20 protein-coding genes, 1 other RNA gene and 1 pseudogene are annotated in these 17,886 nt (G+C 62.8%); 6 read left to right on the forward strand and 16 right to left on the reverse strand.

Translation table 11 applies throughout. The annotated features are described in order from the left end of the window. Positions 1-75 precede the first annotated feature (75 nt). Both ssrA and smpB read right to left on the reverse strand, forming a co-directional pair. Positions 76-435: a transfer-messenger RNA gene (ssrA, locus tag I6L39_RS12770) on the reverse strand. Between the two features lie 106 nt (positions 436-541). After that, the gene (gene smpB, locus I6L39_RS12775; RefSeq protein WP_042076889.1) at positions 542-1,030 is read right to left on the reverse strand and encodes an SsrA-binding protein SmpB; all 489 of its coding nucleotides are present in this window, start codon (positions 1,028-1,030) and stop codon (positions 542-544) included. Positions 1,031-1,199: 169 nt separating this feature from the next. Between smpB and I6L39_RS12780 the strand changes: the two genes are divergently transcribed. Beyond that, a complete protein-coding gene (locus tag I6L39_RS12780) occupies positions 1,200-1,634 on the forward strand; it encodes an SRPBCC family protein (RefSeq protein ID WP_042076890.1) in 435 nt (144 codons plus the stop codon). Beyond that, entirely contained in the window at positions 1,627-1,986 is a 360-nt protein-coding gene (locus I6L39_RS12785; RefSeq protein WP_209793491.1) for an RnfH family protein, read from the forward strand. The genes I6L39_RS12780 and I6L39_RS12785 overlap by 8 nt, the downstream gene beginning before the upstream one ends. Positions 1,987-2,055: 69 nt before the next feature. Here I6L39_RS12785 and I6L39_RS12790 read toward each other — a convergent pair whose 3' ends face one another. The 4 genes and pseudogenes from I6L39_RS12790 to I6L39_RS12805 all read right to left on the reverse strand — a co-directional run bounded on the left by I6L39_RS12790 (position 2,056) and on the right by I6L39_RS12805 (position 4,654). After that, positions 2,056-2,691, reverse strand: coding sequence for an NAD(P)H-binding protein (locus I6L39_RS12790; protein WP_216989846.1), 636 nt, complete (start codon positions 2,689-2,691; stop codon positions 2,056-2,058). Positions 2,692-2,804: 113 nt separating this feature from the next. Next, positions 2,805-3,143 carry an outer membrane protein assembly factor BamE gene (locus I6L39_RS12795; RefSeq protein ID WP_005325779.1) on the reverse strand — a complete coding sequence of 113 codons (339 nt, stop codon included), beginning with the start codon at positions 3,141-3,143 and terminating at the stop codon, positions 2,805-2,807. A gap of 121 nt (positions 3,144-3,264) precedes the next feature. Further along, positions 3,265-3,662 (reverse strand): annotated as a pseudogene (locus I6L39_RS12800) (iron-containing alcohol dehydrogenase); the annotation flags it as partial. Between the two features lie 137 nt (positions 3,663-3,799). After that, positions 3,800-4,654: a hypothetical protein gene (locus I6L39_RS12805; protein WP_167335708.1), complete on the reverse strand. Its 855-nt coding sequence runs from the start codon at positions 4,652-4,654 to the stop codon at positions 3,800-3,802. 754 nt (positions 4,655-5,408) lie between these two features. Between I6L39_RS12805 and udp the strand changes: the two genes are divergently transcribed. Beyond that, complete coding sequence (gene udp / locus I6L39_RS12810) at positions 5,409-6,164, forward strand: uridine phosphorylase (RefSeq protein ID WP_042076893.1); 756 nt, start codon at positions 5,409-5,411, stop codon at positions 6,162-6,164. A gap of 97 nt (positions 6,165-6,261) precedes the next feature. Here the strand turns inward: udp and I6L39_RS12815 are convergent, their stop codons facing one another. After that, the gene (locus I6L39_RS12815) at positions 6,262-7,026 is read right to left on the reverse strand and encodes an RluA family pseudouridine synthase (protein WP_216989847.1); all 765 of its coding nucleotides are present in this window, start codon (positions 7,024-7,026) and stop codon (positions 6,262-6,264) included. Positions 7,027-7,185: 159 nt separating this feature from the next. Between I6L39_RS12815 and rihA the strand changes: the two genes are divergently transcribed. Beyond that, the gene (gene rihA, locus I6L39_RS12820; RefSeq protein ID WP_216989848.1) at positions 7,186-8,121 is read left to right on the forward strand and encodes a pyrimidine-specific ribonucleoside hydrolase RihA; all 936 of its coding nucleotides are present in this window, start codon (positions 7,186-7,188) and stop codon (positions 8,119-8,121) included. 29 nt (positions 8,122-8,150) lie between these two features. Further along, a complete protein-coding gene (locus tag I6L39_RS12825; RefSeq protein ID WP_042076899.1) occupies positions 8,151-8,627 on the forward strand; it encodes a hypothetical protein in 477 nt (158 codons plus the stop codon). Between the two features lie 98 nt (positions 8,628-8,725). On the opposite strand, the gene I6L39_RS12830 is transcribed toward I6L39_RS12825, so the two are convergent. The 3 genes from I6L39_RS12830 to I6L39_RS12840 all read right to left on the reverse strand — a co-directional run bounded on the left by I6L39_RS12830 (position 8,726) and on the right by I6L39_RS12840 (position 11,330). Next, complete coding sequence (locus I6L39_RS12830) at positions 8,726-9,022, reverse strand: helix-turn-helix domain-containing protein (RefSeq protein ID WP_216989849.1); 297 nt, start codon at positions 9,020-9,022, stop codon at positions 8,726-8,728. After that, positions 9,019-9,549, reverse strand: coding sequence for a DUF1523 family protein (locus I6L39_RS12835; RefSeq protein WP_042076902.1), 531 nt, complete (start codon positions 9,547-9,549; stop codon positions 9,019-9,021). Before I6L39_RS12835 ends, I6L39_RS12830 begins: the two co-directional genes overlap by 4 nt. A 158-nt stretch (positions 9,550-9,707) precedes the next feature. After that, positions 9,708-11,330: a methyl-accepting chemotaxis protein gene (locus I6L39_RS12840; protein WP_209793499.1), complete on the reverse strand. Its 1,623-nt coding sequence runs from the start codon at positions 11,328-11,330 to the stop codon at positions 9,708-9,710. Positions 11,331-11,493: 163 nt separating this feature from the next. Between I6L39_RS12840 and I6L39_RS12845 the strand changes: the two genes are divergently transcribed. Next, a complete protein-coding gene (locus tag I6L39_RS12845; protein ID WP_216989850.1) occupies positions 11,494-12,126 on the forward strand; it encodes a LysE family translocator in 633 nt (210 codons plus the stop codon). 73 nt (positions 12,127-12,199) lie between these two features. On the opposite strand, the gene I6L39_RS12850 is transcribed toward I6L39_RS12845, so the two are convergent. The 6 genes from I6L39_RS12850 to I6L39_RS12875 all read right to left on the reverse strand — a co-directional run bounded on the left by I6L39_RS12850 (position 12,200) and on the right by I6L39_RS12875 (position 17,716). Continuing rightward, on the reverse strand, positions 12,200-13,303 hold the full coding sequence (locus I6L39_RS12850) for a beta-N-acetylglucosaminidase domain-containing protein (protein ID WP_216989851.1): 1,104 nt from the start codon (positions 13,301-13,303) through the stop codon (positions 12,200-12,202). A 45-nt stretch (positions 13,304-13,348) separates the two neighbouring features. Further along, entirely contained in the window at positions 13,349-15,076 is a 1,728-nt protein-coding gene (locus tag I6L39_RS12855) for a potassium/proton antiporter (protein WP_216989852.1), read from the reverse strand. Between the two features lie 270 nt (positions 15,077-15,346). After that, on the reverse strand, positions 15,347-15,493 hold the full coding sequence (locus I6L39_RS12860; protein ID WP_084202797.1) for a hypothetical protein: 147 nt from the start codon (positions 15,491-15,493) through the stop codon (positions 15,347-15,349). Beyond that, positions 15,493-16,179, reverse strand: a complete 687-nt coding sequence (locus tag I6L39_RS12865; RefSeq protein ID WP_216989853.1) for a M15 family metallopeptidase — start codon at positions 16,177-16,179, stop codon at positions 15,493-15,495. The genes I6L39_RS12860 and I6L39_RS12865 overlap by 1 nt, the downstream gene beginning before the upstream one ends. Before the next feature lie 49 nt (positions 16,180-16,228). Next, entirely contained in the window at positions 16,229-17,356 is a 1,128-nt protein-coding gene (gene dapE, locus I6L39_RS12870) for a succinyl-diaminopimelate desuccinylase (RefSeq protein ID WP_216989854.1), read from the reverse strand. Between the two features lie 9 nt (positions 17,357-17,365). Then, positions 17,366-17,716 (reverse strand): ArsC family reductase, encoded by a 351-nt coding sequence (locus tag I6L39_RS12875; RefSeq protein ID WP_209793504.1) that lies wholly within the window; start codon positions 17,714-17,716, stop codon positions 17,366-17,368. Positions 17,717-17,886: the final 170 nt, after the last annotated feature.

A 17,886-nucleotide genomic window follows, 5' to 3' on the forward strand; every position in this document is an offset into this window, starting at 1 on the left:
CGACTGACAGGCCCTGTTTCCGACTACAGGCAGAAAAAAGGGCCACCTCTTGCGAGGTGGCCCTTTCCAAACGTTTGGTGGAGCTGGGGGGATTTGAACCCCCGTCCAAAATTACTACATCCTTGGCACTACATGCTTAGTCACTCTTTACATTCGCCAACCCGCTGCGGAGAGACACGCCACGCATTGACTAGCTCGATTGGTTTTAATGCTTCCGCCCCGAGCAGGACTTCCACACGATCCTGTGAAGGATGACCTTCCATTTCCCTAGGACACAGGCAAGCTAGGGGAGAAGGGCTCAGCGCAGGTTATTAAGCTGCGAGTGCGTAGTTTTCGTCGTTTGCGACTATTTTTTTGCGGTTTATTAACGAGGCCTACCGCACCTCGGCATGCACCTTGGGTTTCGTGAATCTTGTCGAATCCAGAATCAGCCCCAAGTTGTTAAGAGGGATTGTACGCAAAAAACCTGCCATGGCAAGGCGTTGATGGCAATCGACCGGCCTGGGCCGGTCGATTGCTGGTTTATTGGGCGTCTGGCGCATCAGCCGCGGTGCTTGTTCTTCATGATGCGGGCCTTCTCCCTATCCCATTCGCGGGCCTTGGTGTCCTCGCGCTTGTCGTGTTCCTTCTTGCCCTTCACCAGGCCGATCTCGACCTTGACCCAGCACTGCTTCCAGTAGAGGGCGAGCGGTACCACAGTGTAGCCCTGGCGGGCGATCAGGCTCTCGAGCTTGTCGAGCTCGCGGCGGCTCAGCAGCAGTTTGCGGGTGCGGGTCGGGTCGCACACCACGTGGCTGGAGGCTGCCTGCAGCGGCAGGAAGCTGGATCCGAACAGATAGGCTTCGCCATCACGGAAGATGACGTAGGCTTCGCTGATGTTGGCCTTGCCCGCCCGCAGGGATTTGACTTCCCACCCTTGCAGGGACAGGCCCGCTTCGATCTTCTCTTCGATGAAGTACTCGTGGCGCGCGGTTCTGTTGAGTGCAATGGTGTTGGACCCGGCTTTGTTTTTACTGTTTTTTTTGCTCATGACGGGCGATTTCCGGCAATGACTGGGAGGTTCGTATTATACGTAGGCAGGGACGGCTGTAAAACGCGCAGCGGCTCGAGTGGCGGCTTTGTGAGCAGTTTGACCGAGGTTTTACCTCCACAAGCCGAAACATGGTGATAAAATCGCGGCGATTGGATGAGGAAAACCCATGCCCCGTATTACTCGCAGTGCCCTGGTGATGTTCAGCGCGGAACAGATGTTCCGGCTGGTCAATGATGTTCACGCTTATCCCGAGTTTCTGCCCGGCTGCGTCGGCAGCCGCGTTCACGAGTCGGGAGAGGACTACATGATGGCGTCGGTCGATGTGGCCAAGGCGGGGATTGCCAAGACCTTTACCACGCGCAACCGGCTCGATGCCAACCGCGCCATCAAGATGGAGCTGGTGGAGGGCCCCTTCAGCAAGCTGGCAGGCTGGTGGACCTTTACCCCCCTCGACGAGGATGCCTGCAAGGTGGAGTTCGATCTCGACTTCGAGTTCACCTCCAAGCTGATCGAACTGGCGTTCGGCCAGATCTTCCGTGAACTGGTGAGCTCCATGGTGCTCGCCTTCTCCAATCGTGCCAAGGTGGTGTACGGTGTCTGAACTGCTCAATATCGAAGTGGCCTATGCCTTGCCCGAGCGGCAAACCGTGCTCAGCCTGCGCGTCGCCCCGGGTACCAGCGTGCTGGCGGCCATCGAGGCGTCCGGCATAGTGCAGAAGCACCCGGAGATCGATCTGGCGGTCAACAAGTTCGGCGTCTACAGTCGCCCGGTCAAGGGGAGCGAGCCGGTGCAGGACGGGGATCGCATCGAGATTTACCGCCCCCTCATCGCCGATCCCAAGGAGATGCGCAAGAAGCGGGCGGAGAAGGCCAAGGAAGAGGGGCGGGCCGATGTGGTCACCGGCGGGCGACCCGACGTCCACCGCAAGCGGGACGACGGCGAATCGGCCTGACGAAGGATGCAATGACAAGGGGCGCTGCGGCGCCCCTTGTTGATCCCGCACTCTGATGCCGAAGGCCGCTTACAGCGTGAGCAGGCGCTCGTTCTCCACCGTCTCGATGCCGCGCTCCTGCCGGGCGAGCATCGCCATTGCGTGGGCTACCTGGCTGGCCTCTATGGCCCGCCAGCGCCTGAGAGGGCCGCGCAGCAGGGGCTTTATCAGCGGATAGACAGCCTGGGCTAGCTGCTCAGACAGGCGAGGTGGCTGGCGATAGCCGAGCAGCATGGCGGGGCGCAGGATGACGAGTCGCTGCCACTCCTGTGCCAGCAGGGCCTGCTCCATCTCCCCCTTGGTGCGGGGATAGAGGGCGGGAGCGCGCGGATTGGCCCCCAGGCTGGAGATCACCAGCAGGCGCCGACAGCCGTGGCGGCGGGCCAGATCGGCAAAGGCCAGCACATAGTCGAGGTCGACCCGGCGAAATCCTTGCGCCGAGCCGGCCTCCTTGCGGGTGGTGCCGAGGCAGCAGAAGGCGAGATCGATGGGGGTGGGCAGCGCGACCTCGTCGAGGTGCTCGAAGTCTACCGGCAGCCAGTGTCGACCGGGGGCCGGCTCGCCCGGCTTGCGGCAGAGCAGGGTCAGCGAGTGCGCCGGGCTCAACTCGCGGACTAGGGCCTGGCCAATCAGACCGGTTGCCCCCGCGATCAGGATCTGGCTCATGATGATCTCCTTGGTGGGTCCTGTGTCTTTGAGCATGGCCCGGCGGGGGCGCCTTGGTCGTTTTCCCGGTCCTGACAAGACAAAACCGGCCTTGGCCGGTTTTGTGATGCAATCTAGAGCGGTGTGGTGAAGGCGGCAGGTAGGGGGAAATCGCCCGTGGCGGTGGCCAGCCTGTCCCCCACGAAGTTCAGGGTCAGCTCCTTGCGCTCCTTGTCGCCCCGACCGGGCTGGAACTCGTAGAGGTAGTACCAGGTGTTGGGGTCGAAGCCGTCGCGCAGCATGGGGGAGCCCAGCACGAACTCGACCTGTTCGCGGGTCATGCCCTGGCGCAGCTTGTCGACCTGCTTTTGTTCCACGTAGTTGCCCTGGGGAATATCGATGCGATAGACCAGGCTGCAACCGGACAGGGTGAGGGCGGTCAGGGCCGCGGCAATCAGGTGTTTCATCCGCATATCGGGTTCAGATCATCCATACAGTCTTTTTAGCTCGGCAAATCATACCCACTCCCCGGGCGGAAGTAAAAAGCCATTGATCCATCAGCCAATAAAAAGGGCAGGACGGCGGTCCTGGCAACGCCTGCTTGGGGTTGGTGAAGCCGCAGGCATCTTTCAGGGCGTTCTCGGCCAGCACGTCGAAGTCATCGGCCCAGATCCCGAGCTGCGCCAGCCCGGCCGGGATCGCCACGTCACGGGTCAGCTGCCGGATGCGGCAATGGCTGCGGCCCCTTGCTCGTCGTTCATGGCGCTCACCTGGGCGTTGTATGCCTGGACATGGGGCTGCGGCACGGCGTTGCAGACCCCGTGGGGCTGGTCGTAGAAGCCGCCGGGCTGGTGCGCCATGGCGTGCACGTAACCCAGGCTCGCGTTGTTGAAGGTCATGCCGGCCAGGAACTGGGCGTAGGCCATCTGCTCGCGGGCGTGCAGATCATCCCCCCGGTCGACGGCGGTACGCAGGTGTCTGGCAATCAGCTGGTTCACCCGGAGACGGCGTGACGGGTGGGGAAGGGAATGGAAGACGGCGGGAAAATCCGCGGCTTTTCATATATCGTGACCGTCTTATTATGCTTCGTTAATCTAAACGACGGCCCTATCAGTCCGTGGGGGTTAGATTAGGGTTTTTCGGTGTGAAAAGAATAGAGATCCATTAGTTTAACTGCTCTGGGTTTTGAGTAATAAAATCCCTGGATCGCCCAACTGCCGCTGGACAGAGCAATATCGTGTTGTTTTTTTGTCTCAATTTTACTGATGATAGTTGTTAGGCTGTATTTTTCCTGAAGTGATAGCACGCAATCTTTGAAATCATTTATCTCTTGCTGCGATGATGGAGGCGCGCCAAATTTTACGCAATTGAATATCCCGCTTGAAAGATACCGTTTACGCCAATCCCCCCCTTGCCACAAGAAGTTATCGACAGCCAAATTAATGTCATGCTCTTTGAGTCTCACCAAGCTATTAATGGTGATGTTGTTGTCAATAATCGGGCAGTGGCTTATCTCAATGTATAAAGAAATATTATATGAAGAGAAAATGTTGGAGAAATAAATTAGAGCCTCTTCAACAGCGTGTAGTATTCGGTATTCAACTTTAAAGAAAAACATGGTGACTTTTTCTTTTAAAGCATTAATAAGTGCGTCACTTAATTGTAGAAGAGTTAACTCAATAAGTGATATTGAGTCACATGAATTATAAAAACTGGTGGGGGGGACAGCCTCCTGTGGTCGATATAAAATCTCCAATAGCCGTGGCTGACCTTCAATGGCGATGGACGGGAGATTGACTTGGCGTGATCTAAATATTGATGCTATATGAATGTCCTGAACCACAGGCTGGAAAAGATTTATGATAGTAGGGTTAAATGATAGCTTGCGTTTGCTGTTGAATGATTCAATACGTTCAATCCCGATCATTCGGTAGGTTAAAATATCAACACCATGATCTTTTAGCTGCTTAAACAGACCAGTCATACCATGTTCCTTATGTGTACTGGTGATCGATGCGTTAAAGTATGGCAGCGTTCAATAAAAAGACTCTATTGGCACTTTATCATCGAGAGGTTTCGGTGTCACGGAGAAGATGTAGCACACCATCCCCCCCGGCCCTCTGAAAGGGTTGCAGAAGATGTTTCAAGATCGGCAGCCCATGGATCCTTTAGTGCCCTCTACACTGCCTGCCAGAAAGCCCCGAGTGTAGCGGTCACCTGGGGCTGGGAAAGTCATGACTTGCTGGTTGATTTGGGCAACAACGCCCGTTTTACCCACCACTGTTTTTCATTTTTCGCGGCGGGCTACAGCTTGATAGCGGGAATGTAGAACTTGAATGTGGCCATGATGGACTCCGGTTGATTAGCCATTAAGTGGCATGCGGGCGCCAACATAGCAGGGTCGGAGGGGATGAGAAGGGGTCGATGGTATCTTGTTGGCAACTTTGTGGGCTCGATCGAGATCCAGTTATGTGGGGCTGAGAGGGGTTTGACAAGGGGGAGGGGTGGCAAAAGAACGCAAAAACGTTTTTCAATAAATTCATCACGTTAGCAAACGTTTCGCGCCGTTTTTGTCATCTTGGAAGCACAGAAGTGTGAGGCGCATCAAGGAATTGGAAAGCGCTTTCGACCATAGTTGGCGCCTCCCCGGACGAGGGGGTACAGGCTTGAAAGTACCATAAAGAATCACCTTAACTGCACTCGGCTGCCAGGCGGCGGGGCGCAACCAGGAGTCCACTATGTCTGATGTATTTCACTTGGGTTTGAAGAAAGCGGATCTGCAAGGCGCCACCCTGGCGATCGTTCCCGGTGACCCCGAGCGCGTGAAGCGCATCGCAGAGCTGTTGGACAACCCGGTGCACCTGGCCAGCCATCGTGAGTTCACCACCTGGCGCGGCGAGATGGACGGCAAGGCCGTGATCATCTGCTCCACCGGCATCGGCGGCCCGTCCACTTCCATCGCGGTGGAAGAGCTGGCCCAGCTGGGCATCCGCACCTTCCTGCGCATCGGCACCACGGGGGCCATCCAGCCGCACCTGAACGTGGGCGACGTCATCGTCACCACCGGCTCCGTGCGCCTCGACGGTGCCAGCCTGCACTTCGCGCCGATGGAGTTCCCGGCCGTGGCCGATTTCGAGTGCACCACCGCCCTGGTGAACACCGCCAAGGAGCTGGGCTCCAGGCTGCACGTGGGCGTGACTGCCTCCTCCGATACCTTCTACCCGGGTCAGGAGCGCTACGACACCGTCTCCGGCCGCGTGGTGCAGCGCTTCCAGGGGTCCATGAAAGAGTGGCAAGCCATGGGCGTGCTGAACTACGAGATGGAGTCCGCCACCCTGCTGACCATGTGCACCAGCCAGGGCCTGCGCGCCGGCATGGTGGCTGGCGTTATCGTCAACCGTACCCAGCAGGAAATCCCGAACGCCGAGACCATGGCGAAAACCGAATCTGATGCCATCAAGATCGTGCTGGGCGCCGCCCGCAAGCTGATCTGATAGCACCACACCGAGTGGGGGGTGGGGGCCGTTGCGAAAGCGCGGCCCCTATCTTTATCCGCCGCTTACCGCCCTGCTCACTCTCCCTCGACCCGCCTTACTCCTGCTGCCCCGTCATGGCCGCCAACGCCTCCCCAAAGGGGGCCTCGCATCGGATCTGCATGGGCTCACCGCTCACCGGATGGACAAAATCCAGGGCGCTGGCGTGCAGCATCAGCCGTGGCGCCCGCGCGCAGCCGGGCAGCCGCAGGCCACCATAGAGATCGCAGCCCAGGATGGGGTGGCCCAGCCATTGGCTGTGGATGCGCAGCTGGTGGGTGCGGCCGGTCTCGGGCACCAGCCGTACGCGGGTCAATGGCACCAGCTGGCCTTGCACCTCCCGTGTCAGCCGCTCCACTACCCGGTAGCGGGAGCGGGCGGGCTTGCCGCTGGCGGCGCAGATGCTCATCAGCGGGAAGAGGGCCGGATCCTTGGCGATGGGGGCGTCGACCACCCCCTCGTCCGCTGCCAGATGGCCGCACAGCAGGGCATCGTAGGCCTTGTCGACCTCCCGCAGGCTGAACTGCTGGCAGAGCCGGGCGTTGATGGCCTTGTTCCTGGCCACCACCATGATGCCGGAGGTGCCGAAGTCGAGGCGATGGACCAGGGTGCAGCCGGGGTAACCCTGTACCAGGCGGTAATGGACCGAATCGAGGTTCTGCGGGTTCTTGCCCGAGAGGCTCAGCAGGCCGCTCGGCTTGTTGATCAGCAGCAGGTGCTCATCCTCGAACAGGATCCCGATGCCGGCCTCGCAGGGCTGGGCAACGAAGGTATCGACGATGACGGACATAGGGCACCCGGGCTGAGAAGGGGGAGGGATCATACCCGAATGACCGGACAGAGGCGACTACTGGACGCGCTACCGACATGGGGCGGCAAGTGATTGATCTGGCGGGTGAAGCCGTTTTGTGACTCCCTCCAGAGTTCATCCGGCCGCGGCTTGCTAAGGTAGGGGGCCTGTCAGGTTGCACGGAGTCTGTCCATGGCGTTGCCCCTTATTCTCGATTGCGATCCCGGCCACGACGATGCCATCGCCCTCATCCTGGCGCTGGCTAGCCCGGAGTTGAAGGTGCTGGCGGTCACCACCAGCGCCGGCAACCAGACGCCGGACAAGACCCTCAACAATGCCCTGCGCATCCTCACCCTGCTCGGTCGCCACGACATGCCGGTGGCGGCGGGGGCGCCCAGGCCCCTGGCCCGGGAGCTCATCATCGCCGACAAGGTGCACGGGGAGTCGGGCCTCGATGGCCCCAGGCTGCCGGATCCCGCCTTTGCCCCCCAGGCCATGACGGCGCTGGAGCTGATAGCCCAATGCTTGCGCGAGAGCCCGGAGCCGGTCACCCTGGTGCCGACCGGCCCCCTCACCAACATCGCCCTGCTGCTGGCGGCCCACCCCGAGCTCAAGCAGAAGATCGCCCGCATCGTGCTGATGGGCGGCGCGGCGGGACCCGGCAACTGGACTCCGGCGGCAGAATTCAATATTTATGTGGACCCGGAAGCGGCCGATATGGTGTTCAAGTCGGGGCTGCCCATCACCATGTGCGGGCTCGACGTGACCCACGAGGCCCAGGTGATGGAAGAGGATATCGAGCGGGTGCGCGCCATCCCGAACCCGGTGGCGCAGTGCGTGGCACAGCTGCTCGACTTCTTCATGATCTATCATCGGGATCCCAAGTGGGGATTTGCTGGCGCACCGCTCCACGACCCCTGTACCATCGCCTGGTTGCTGGCACCCTCCCTGTTTCATGGGGTGGAGTGCCGGGTCGACATCGAAACCTGCGGTACCCATACCCTGGGCATGACGGTGGTGGATCGCTACGATCTGACCGGCAGGCCCGCCAATGCCCTGGTGCTGCTGGGGCTGGACAGGGTCGGCTTCATCGAACTGCTGGTGCAGCGGTTGCAAACATTTGGCTAACATCTCGGACATCGGATAAGGGGTTGGGAATGTGGAAAGGGACGTTGGCGCTGCTGACATGCATGCAACTGGCGGGTTGTGCCACCCCGTTCGAGAAGATGTGGCAGGGGCTGGCGACCTGCGAGCTGGACTCCCTCCATCTCGACAGCGAGACGGGGCGCCCGGCGAATCCACAGCTTGCCATCTACACCCCCGACAAGGTGAGCGACGGCTTTGCCTGGTACAAGCTGCATGAGGAGCTGCACGGCCTGCCCATCGTCGGTTTTCTCGTCCCCGCCTCCACCTTCGAGGTACACGCCCTCTTCGTGGACACCCCCATCGCCAACGCGCGCAGGCTGACCCACAACGCCTATGGCAGCGAGTTTGCCGACGAGCAGCTGCACGATGAGGGGATGGCCCCCCTGCTGCTGCGCGATCCCAACAACCCCAAGCGCTCCATCATCGATTGCACCCGGGGCGAGTCGGCGGAGCCGCTGCCGGAAGAGTCCTTTGACGAAGGGGATTAAGCGCCCGGCGCTCGCAGAAGGGTGACCCGGCCAGACAAGAAAGGGGCCAGCCGCAAGGCTGGCCCCTTTCTATGGGAGGCAGACCAGGGGCCTGGAAATCAGGGATAACCCAGGGTCTGCTTGATGACGGGCAGCTGGGCCTGGATCCAGTCAGGATTGATGGGCCCCCAGTCGCTGATGCGATAGTGACCCTGGAGATGGCGGGCCCCCTCGGTCTGCTCGAAGGCGCAGCAGATGTCGAGCTCCGCCAGGGCGCTGAGCGTGTCCTGGGCGGTGCGGCGCGGCATGCCGGTGGCGGCCATGATGGCGGGCACCGTATCCGTGCCCTGGCTGATGAGGTGAGCCACGTAGAGCCGGCGGTAGAAGCTGGTGCGCGTCTTGCTCGGCTCGCTCATATCTCGTCCTCGAGGCGATCGAAGTAGCGCCAGGTGGCGATGGCGGCCTTGCCCATCACCAGGGCCCAGACGCCGAACCAGAACCAGCGGAAGAAGCTCCAGGTGGAGGCATCGGGCTCGGCGCTCTCGATCTTGGTGACGTTGGGGAAGAGGGAGAACATGTTCACCCGCCAGCCGTAGGAGGTGATCATGGCCAGGCGTTTCTCGAACTCCATGGACTTGGCCTTGGCCTGGACGTCGGCGGCGTTGAACTTGAAGTAGAAGGGCCAGCCCCAGAGGGTATCCTCGTTGCGGAATACCCGGATCTTCTCGCCGGGGCGCTCGGTATAGATGTAATAGACATCCACGGTGGGGCCGTCGGCCGGGTTCTTCTGGCTGATGGGGCCGTCCTTGTCGGTGCGTTTCACCTCGACCCCTGTGATGGTGGCGATGGTGTGCTCCGGCAGATAGAAATCGAGCCAGAGTGCGGAGAGCAGGGCGATGAGGCCGAGCGCGACAAAAGCGGGTTTCTTGAACTTGAGGCTCATGGTGTTCTCTGGGGGAGGGGGAGTGACGTGCCTCTACCATACCCATATTTGCGGATGCAGCCCAGCCCCCAATGACACCTTAAAGGCAAAAAACCGTTTTAAACGTGAGGGGGCAGACCCCGGGGCGGGGCCCGGAGTCTGTCAACGAGAGGGGAGTATTACAGCTGGAACTGGGCGAGCTGCCTGCGCTGCTGTTCGGCGAGCTGTGACAGTTCGTGACTGGCGGCGGCGCTCTGACTGATGCCGGCGGCGTTCTGGTTCACTATCTCGTGGATGTTGGTGAGGTTGCGGCTGATGTCGGCGGTGACGCAGGACTGCTCCTCCGCCGCGGTCGCCACCTGGGCGTTGGCGCCATTGATCTGGTTGACCGCCTCGGTGATGCCCCCCAGCAGATCCTGCACCTCGGCGGAGAGGCGCTGGTTGTGGCCGAGGATCTCCAGGGTCTCCTGCACGCCGCTGTTGGCGGAGAGGGACTGGCTCTGCAACTGCTCGATGATGACCTGGATCTCCTTGGTGGAGTCCTGGGTTCGGGCCGCCAGCAGACGCACCTCGTCGGCCACCACGGCGAAGCCGCGACCGGTCTCGCCGGCGCGGGCGGCCTCGATGGCGGCGTTGAGGGCCAGCAGGTTGGTCTGCTCCGAGATGCTCTGAATCACCTCGATCACCTTGCCGATCTGCTCGGACTGGGACTTGAGTCTGGCCACCACGGTGGCGGCCTGCTCCAGGCTGCCCGCCATGCGGCCGTTGGCCTGGATGCTCTCGGTAAAGAGCGCCAGCCCCTGCTCGACCCGGCGGTTGGCGTCCCGCGCCAGCTCGTCGGCCAGGGCGGCATTGTGGTTGACGTTGTCGGCGGTGCTGGCCAGCTCGGTGACGGCGGAGGCCACCTGCTCGGTCTCGCTGCGCTGCTGCTGGGCATTGGCCTCGGACTGGGTCATGACGGCGGCCAGCTCGGTGGCGGCGGAGGCCACGTTGCCGCTGATGCCGGTCAGGGTCTGAATGGTGTTGCCAAGCTGGCTCAGGGTCTGGTTGATATCCCTGGCGAGCTGGCCCAGCTCGTTGTCGCCCTCGGCCCTGGCGCGCACGTTGAAGCGGCCGAGGGCGACGGCGTGCATCACCTCCTGCAGCTGGCCGATGGGTTGGACGATGCGCCCGGAGAGCCACCAGCCGCCGCAGAGCGCCGCCACCAGGGTGGCTCCCATCAGCAGCAGGGTCTGCAGCAGGGTGGCGTGGTAGTGGGCCTGCTCCAGGGCGATCTCCTGCTGGCTCAGCTGGCTGATGTGGGCCGACAGGGTGTCGATCTGCTTGATGAGCTGCTCCCCCAGATCGCGAAAGCGCAGCCTGGCTTGCTCATAGCCGGCGGGCTCGCCGCTGCCCTGATGTTTGGCGGCCAGCAGCGGCAGCATGTTGCTGCGGGTGTGGCCGAGGTAGGCCTGCAGGGCTGCGGCCACCTGGGTGTTGTCCTGCTCGGCCCCCGGGATCACCAGCCGTGACAGTATGGTGCCTATCTCCTGCTCGGCGGCGGAGAGCTGGGCCGGCAACTGGGCGAAGCGCGCCTGATCGTAGAGGCCGTAGATGGCGTTGGTGCGCAGCCGGTAGGTGGCGTGGATTAGGGCGGCGATGTCGTCCTTGTGGCGGGTGACGCTGGCGGTGGTGTCGTTCATGTCACCGATCGCACCGTCTATCTCCTGCTTGCTGACAACGGCCATCAGCAGCATCAGCAGGCTGGCAAGCAGCAGAGGGATGAGCACTTGAAGGCGAATGGAGAGATTGTTCAAAGACATGAAAGATCCTAACCCGAAAGAGGAGCAAGGCCGCATCTTACACAGGTGCGACAATCCTTGTCACAGGGTTTTTTAGTCTGAATTCGGGCTGAACGAAAAGGTTTTTCTTGTGTTTAAAGAGTGTGCTGGGCATGATCGTCTGCTTGTTACCTGGAGGTGTAGTGTGTCCGACTGGATTGATCCCGCCATCTTGGCGCTTTTTGTTCCCACGTTCTTCTTTGTCTCCGTGACCCCCGGCATGTGCATGACCCTGGCGATGACCCTGGGCATGAGCCTGGGGGTGCGCCGTACCCTGCACATGATGTGGGGCGAGCTCATCGGCGTCGGTCTGGTCTCCGTGCTCTCCGTGGTCGGGGTGGCGGCGGTCATGCTCAACTATCCGGCCCTCTTCTCGGCGTTCAAGTACGTGGGGGGCGCCTATCTGGTCTGGCTCGGCATCCAGATGTGGCAGGCCAAGGGCAAGATGGCCATCCCGGCCGACCTGTCGGCGGAACAGGAGACCAGGCCGCTCGGGCTGGCGCTGCAGGGGTTCGTCACCGCCATCGCCAATCCCAAGGGCTGGGCCTTCATGGTCTCCCTGCTGCCCCCCTTCATCAGCGCGGCCAAGCCCATGGCACCCCAGATAGGGGCCTTGGTGACGCTCATCCTGGTCATCGAGTTCTCCTGCCTGCTGCTCTACGCGAGCGGTGGCCGCACTCTGCGCCACTTCCTGGCGAAAAGCGGCAACGTCACCCTGATGAACCGGATCGCGGGCTCGCTCATGCTGTTTGTGGGCGTCTGGCTGGCCTTCGGCTGAGGCTCTCGGAATGAAAAATGCCACCTCCCTGGTGAAGGGGAGGTGGCATTTTTATTGGGCGTTTGGCGAGGTGTCAGTCGGTCAGGCAGTCGGGATCGAACACGTATTCGCCGTCCAGCCAGCGCAGGATCTCGGCGACGCAGGCCTGATCCTGGAACGGCAGGTAGCGGGTCTTGAGATGGCTCACCTGATCGGCCGTGAGCTGGGCCAGGCCGATGTCCTGGAACAGCGGCAGGTCGGCCTGGATCATGGCGGAGATCTGCGGCCCGCAGGTGGCGTTGAGGGAGGCGTGCAGCGCCTTGTCCGGATCGTACTGGCGGCCGAGCCGGTAACTCATGGGCAGGGTGGCGAGTGGCAGCACCGAAAGGGCGGCCTGCTTCATGGGGTTGACCGCGTGGCCGGCGGTGAGATCCGCGAGCTCTGCCGGGCGGTTCTCGAAGGCGCGCAGGTGCAGGAAGCTGCTCGCCTTGCTGCCGTCGTTGACCGGGTAGTTGTCCCACAGGAACGGCTTGCGGTGCAGCCAGTCGGCCGCCTGCCTGAGGTGCGCCGCCGGGTATTCGGTGGAGCAGACCCTGGGGCCCGTCCAGAAGATGTCGATGCGCCTGTCCAGCCCCTGGCCGAGGTCGGTGAGGTAATGGGGGGGCATGGCGCCGAACACCTTCTCCAGCACGGGATCCGTCGAGTAGTAGCTGGGACAGAACAACAGCCGGCCTGCGCCGGTGTGGGCCGCAATGTCGTGGGTGATGGTGAGCTGCCAGTGGGCGAGATCCGGGGTATCCCCCTTCATGTCGTCAAACAGGATCGCCAGGATGTCGGGCTTGAGCTCCTGCTCGATGAGGCGCACCTTCTCCAACAGGGCGGGGCGCTGGCGCTCATAGTCGTGGTGGGCGCCCATGGGGCTCAGACCCACCCCGAAGGCGAGCCCGTTGTCCCGGCACTGCTGGGCTAGGCGACGCAGCGCCTCTAGCTGGTCGGCGGGCCAGGGCTGGGCCCAGTGCTTGCGGAGGTAGCCGTCTTCCTTGGGGGCGTAGAGGTAGAAGCCATAGCCGTGGCGGGGCAGCCACTGGGCATAGCGGGCGCGGGCCTCCCAGCTCCAGCCCTTGCCGAAGAAGCCCTCGATAAGGCCCAGCTTGGGCGAGGGAGGATACAGACCAGACAACAGGGTTTGATAAGGCATGGGTCACTCCCTTCTCACTGAGTAATGGCAACTTATGGCCGGTGCCTAGACGGGGTCTTCTTCCAGGAAGCGCACCCCTATCTTGCGGGGCTCGCCCTCTTCCATTTCCGCCACGGTCCAGAGCAGCCCCTGCCAGGCGACGTGGTCACCGACAACCAGATTATCGCCCAACTGATGGGCAATAAAATCGCCGAGCGTCTGATCCGCCACCTCGCTCACATCCAGCCCGTAGAGGGGGGCCAGATCCACCAGCCTGGCGGCGGCCTCCAGCAGGAAGTCGCCGAAGAAGCGCGGACCCAGATCCTGCTCGGGGGCCTGGCTGAACAGCTGGCCGAGGGCGGGCAGATCGCGCTCGTGGCCGATGACGCAGAGGATGTCGTCGGACTGCAGCCGGGTACTGCCCGAAGGGTGCAGCAGCTCCTGGCCGCGGAACAGGGCGCAGATGCGGGTCCCCTGGGGCATGCGCAGCTCCCGCAGGGGGGAGCCGATGCACCACTTCTCGGCGCTCAGGCGATAGACGAAGGTCTCCCACTGGCTGTCGAGATCGATCTCCAGGCCCGAGCGGTTGATGGGGGAGGGCGGCGCCGGCACCTCGACCCGCGCGAGGCGGGAGGCGAGCGGCAGCGAGCTACCCTGCAGGATGAGGGAGACCAGCACCACGAAGAAGGCGACGTTGAAGTAGAGCTGGGCGCCCGGCAGTCCCGCCATCATGGGGAAGACCGCGAGGATGATGGGCACGGCGCCGCGCAGTCCCACCCAGGAGATGAACCAGCGCTCCCGGGGGGCGAAGTTCTTGAACGGCAGCAGCCCGATCCACACCGACACCGGGCGGGCAAAGAGGATCATCCACATGGCCAACGCCAGGGCCGGCAGGGCGATAGGCAGCAGGTTGCTCGGGGTAGCGAGCAGCCCCAGCACCAGGAACATGCCGATCTGGCTGAGCCAGGTCAGACCGTCCAGCACGGAGAGGGTGGTGCTGCGGCTGCGCAGGGAGAGGTTGCCGAGCAACAGGCCGGTAAGGTAGATGGCGAGGATGCCGCTGCCCCCCACCGCCGTGGTGAGGGCGAAGATGAGCAGGCCGCCGCTCACCGTGAGCAGGGGGTAGAGGCCCGGGGCCAGGCGGGCCGTATTGATGAGCTTCCACAGCAGCCAGCCCCCCGCGAGGCCGATGCCGGCGCCCAGGCCGAACTGCTTGATGAGTTGCAGCAGCAGGAAGCCGGCGTCCAGCCCCTGCTGGGCGGTGGCCAGCACCTCGATCAGGGTGACGGTGAGGAAGACCGCCATGGGATCGTTGCTGCCCGATTCGATCTCCAGGGTCGCGCTGACCCGCTCGTTGAGGCTGCGCCCGCCGAGCAGGGAGAAGACCGCCGCCGCGTCGGTGGAGCCGACGATGGCGCCGATCAGCATCCCCTGCAGCAGGTTGAGATCGAACAGCCAGGCGGCGGCAAGACCCGTCAGGCCTGTGGTGATGGCCACCCCGACGGTGGCCAGCGACAGGGCGGGCCAGAGCGCCACGCGAAACGAGGAGACCCGGGTGCGCATGCCGCCGTCGAGCAATATGATGGCGAGCGCCAGGTTGCCCACCAGGTAGGCGACCGAGTAGTCGGCGAAGTGGATGCCGCCGGGGCCATCCTCACCGGCCAGCATGCCGACGGCGAGGAAGATGACCAGGATGGGAATGCCGACCCGGGACGAGAGTGCGCTCAACAGGACACTGGCTCCCACCAACAGGGCACCGATAAAGAAGAAACTGTTGATGGTGGTGGCATCCAATGGCGAACTCCTCGTAGCGGTCGGCAAAACAGGCACATTATATGCAGTTTGATCCCCCTTGTGTGGCTTAATTGTGCATCGTTTTGCAGTTTTTTACGTTTTCAGCGTCGTTTTCAGGCGCCGGCCGCGATCGGGCGTTCGGGGAGGGGGAGGGGATAAAAAGGGGGCAATCGGCGCGGGATTGAGGGGCAAAACCAGGGTGACGAGAGGCCTTTGTCGGCCCCTGGCCGTGTCGGGATGCAGGAGCGCCTGCGGGCTCCTGCAAAGGGGTCAGTCGTCCTCGTCGTCCTTGACGTCGCGGATCTTGTCCCTGTATTTGGGCAACTGCTTCTCGAGCTGTTTCATGTCCTTGATGGCATTGAGAAACAGGCCGAGCAGAAACAGCAGCGGCAGGCCTATCCATAACCACAAGCTCATCAGATCCTCCTTTCGTGGTGTGCCAGGGTGACATAACGGGCCAGGATCTCGTCGAGATGGGCCAGTATGCACGCCTTGCCTTCAATATCCGCCCCTTGCAGGCAAAGCGCCAGCGCCGCCGGATCCAGGGTCAGCTCGTCGGACTCGGGGGCGAAGCTCAGGTGCCAGGGTTCGTAGGCCACCCCCTGACCCGGTTGCGCCCCCCTGGCATAGGGCAGGAAGAAGCCGAAGTCGTTCATGTGATCATCCAGCCACTCGCTCAAGTCGGCAAACCAGCCGCCCGCCTCATACTCCCAGGGCTCCAGCGCGAGCTTGGTGCCTGCGGGCAGGCAGTCCGGATCGTAGATGTCGAGATCCGTGCCCCAGTGGTGGCGGCTGGTGCCGGGCAGGGCGCTCCAGCGCAGGATGGCGTGCAGCCGCTCCATATCGCCGAGCTGCAGCGCATCGAGGGGCTGGTTGTCCGCATCCAGCAGGGGGCGCTCTCCGCGCCACTTGCCGTTCCAGATGGCGAGCTGGCGCTCGAAGCTGCGCCAGCTGGAGGCGGCCTGCAGGTTGAACCCCGCGTGGGCGGCGGCTACCTGCATGTCGTTGAAGGCCGCCGCGGTGGCGGCGGTCAGGCGATGGGGGCCACGCCCCACCAGGATGAGGTGGCTCTCATCCAGTCCAAGCAGTTGATCCTGGGTCATGGTTGCATGGTCTCCCTCTTGGGCTGTGCGGCCAGGCGGTGAAAGGCGTTCATGCCAGCAGCCGGGCCAGCACTCCCTGGTACATGTCGGCCAGGAGATCCAGATCGTCCGCCCTCACGCACTCGTTCACCTTGTGGATGGTGGCGTTGACCGGGCCCAGCTCGATGACTTCCGCCCCGGTCGGAGCGATAAAGCGCCCGTCCGAGGTGCCGCCGGTGGTGAGCAGGGCCGGCTGCTGACCGTTGACCGCCGCCACGGCGGCCACTGTGGCCTCCAGCAGGGCGCCGGTGTCGGTCAGGAAGGGCTGGCCGGAGAGGGTCCACTTGATCTGGTAGTCGAGGCCGTGACGATCCAGCAGGGCTTCGACCCGCTCGCGGATCTCACTATCGGTGAGCTCGGTGCTGAAACGGAAGTTGAATTGGACGTGCAGCTCCCCCGGGATGACGTTGGAGGCGCCGGTGCCGCTCTGGATGTTCGCGATCTGGAAGCTGGTGGGGGGGAAGTAGGCGTTGCCCTCGTCCCAGACGGTGGCGGCGAGCTCGGCCAGGGCCGGGGCCGCCTTGTGAATGGGGTTGTCCGCCAGATGGGGATAGGCCACGTGGCCCTGCACCCCGCGCACCACCAGATCCCCTGTGATGGAGCCACGGCGGCCGTTCTTTACCACGTCCCCCACCACGGCAGTGGAGGAGGGCTCGCCGACGATGCACCAGGTGATCTTCTCGTTGCGCGCCTCCAGGGTGTCGATGACGCGCACCGTGCCGTTGATGAAGGGCCCCTCCTCATCCGAGGTGATGAGAAACGCGATGGAGCCCTTGTGGTCCGGGTGTTCGGCCACGAAGCGCTCGGTCGCCACCACCATGGCGGCGAGGGACCCCTTCATGTCGGCGGCGCCGCGCCCGTACAGCACGCCATCCTGGATGGTCGGCTCGAACGGCGGGGTGTGCCACTTCTCCAGCGGGCCGGCGGGCACCACGTCGGTGTGGCCGGCGAAGCAGAACAGCGGCCCCTCGCTGCCGCGGCGGGCCCAGAGGTTGGTGGTGTCTTCGAACACCATGGGCTCGATGACGAAACCGAGGCGCTGGAGGCGCTCCGCCATCAGGGTCTGGCACCCTTCATCCAGCGGGGTAACGGAGGGGCGGCGGATCAGATCCTTGGCCAGTGCGATGACATCCGACATCGTTTTTCCTTAACGAGAGAAGAGGGATTGGTAGTGATCGGCCTTGAAGCCCAGGGTCAGTTCGCCGTCCTTGTCCAGCAAGGGGCGCTTGATCATGGCCGGGTGGGCCAGCAGCAGGGCGCGCGCCTTGGCGGTGTCGAGATCCTGTCTGGCTTCGTCCGGCAGGGCGCGGAAGGTGGTGCCGCGGGTGTTGAGCAGGGCCTCCCAGCCGAGGCGCTCCAGCCAGCTATCGAGCTGCTCGGGAGCCAGGCCGTCGGCGCGGTGATCGTGGAAGCGGTAGTCGATGCCCGCCTCCTCTAGCCACTTGCGGGCCTTCTTGATGGTGTCGCAGTTCTTGATGCCATAGAGGGTGGTGGCCATGGGGGATCCTTTGTCTGCGGGCCTGCGGCCCTGAAATCCGGGGTGGAATCATACAAGGGCCCGATTCTGGCATTGTGGCCCCCCCATGGCAACGCTCATGGCCAGGCTCGCTGGTTTTACCAGTGCAGTAGGGGGACGCCGATGGGGGCAAGAGACGAAAACGCGCCGGC

Source organism: Aeromonas sp. FDAARGOS 1409, from assembly GCF_019048705.1.
Taxonomy (GTDB): Bacteria; Pseudomonadota; Gammaproteobacteria; order Enterobacterales; family Aeromonadaceae; genus Aeromonas; species Aeromonas sanarellii.

Excerpts from the sequence above, each read along its gene's own strand:
- I6L39_RS12780 (WP_042076890.1), top strand. The coding sequence starts at position 1,200 with ATGCCCCGTATTACTCGCAGTGCCCTGGTGATGTTCAGCGCGGAACAG.
- smpB (WP_042076889.1), bottom strand. The coding sequence starts at position 1,030 with ATGAGCAAAAAAAACAGTAAAAACAAAGCCGGGTCCAACACCATTGCA.
- I6L39_RS12805 (WP_167335708.1), bottom strand. The coding sequence starts at position 4,654 with ATGACTGGTCTGTTTAAGCAGCTAAAAGATCATGGTGTTGATATTTTA.
- I6L39_RS12860 (WP_084202797.1), bottom strand. The coding sequence starts at position 15,493 with ATGAGCTTGTGGTTATGGATAGGCCTGCCGCTGCTGTTTCTGCTCGGC.
- I6L39_RS12875 (WP_209793504.1), bottom strand. The coding sequence starts at position 17,716 with ATGGCCACCACCCTCTATGGCATCAAGAACTGCGACACCATCAAGAAG.
- I6L39_RS12840 (WP_209793499.1), bottom strand. The coding sequence starts at position 11,330 with ATGTCTTTGAACAATCTCTCCATTCGCCTTCAAGTGCTCATCCCTCTG.
- I6L39_RS12795 (WP_005325779.1), bottom strand. The coding sequence starts at position 3,143 with ATGCGGATGAAACACCTGATTGCCGCGGCCCTGACCGCCCTCACCCTG.
- I6L39_RS12830 (WP_216989849.1), bottom strand. The coding sequence starts at position 9,022 with ATGAGCGAGCCGAGCAAGACGCGCACCAGCTTCTACCGCCGGCTCTAC.
- I6L39_RS12865 (WP_216989853.1), bottom strand. The coding sequence starts at position 16,179 with ATGACCCAGGATCAACTGCTTGGACTGGATGAGAGCCACCTCATCCTG.
- I6L39_RS12790 (WP_216989846.1), bottom strand. The coding sequence starts at position 2,691 with ATGAGCCAGATCCTGATCGCGGGGGCAACCGGTCTGATTGGCCAGGCC.
- dapE (WP_216989854.1), bottom strand. The coding sequence starts at position 17,356 with ATGTCGGATGTCATCGCACTGGCCAAGGATCTGATCCGCCGCCCCTCC.
- I6L39_RS12835 (WP_042076902.1), bottom strand. The coding sequence starts at position 9,549 with ATGAGCCTCAAGTTCAAGAAACCCGCTTTTGTCGCGCTCGGCCTCATC.
- I6L39_RS12815 (WP_216989847.1), bottom strand. The coding sequence starts at position 7,026 with ATGATCCCTCCCCCTTCTCAGCCCGGGTGCCCTATGTCCGTCATCGTC.
- I6L39_RS12850 (WP_216989851.1), bottom strand. The coding sequence starts at position 13,303 with ATGCCTTATCAAACCCTGTTGTCTGGTCTGTATCCTCCCTCGCCCAAG.
- rihA (WP_216989848.1), top strand. The coding sequence starts at position 7,186 with ATGGCGTTGCCCCTTATTCTCGATTGCGATCCCGGCCACGACGATGCC.
- I6L39_RS12825 (WP_042076899.1), top strand. The coding sequence starts at position 8,151 with ATGTGGAAAGGGACGTTGGCGCTGCTGACATGCATGCAACTGGCGGGT.
- udp (WP_042076893.1), top strand. The coding sequence starts at position 5,409 with ATGTCTGATGTATTTCACTTGGGTTTGAAGAAAGCGGATCTGCAAGGC.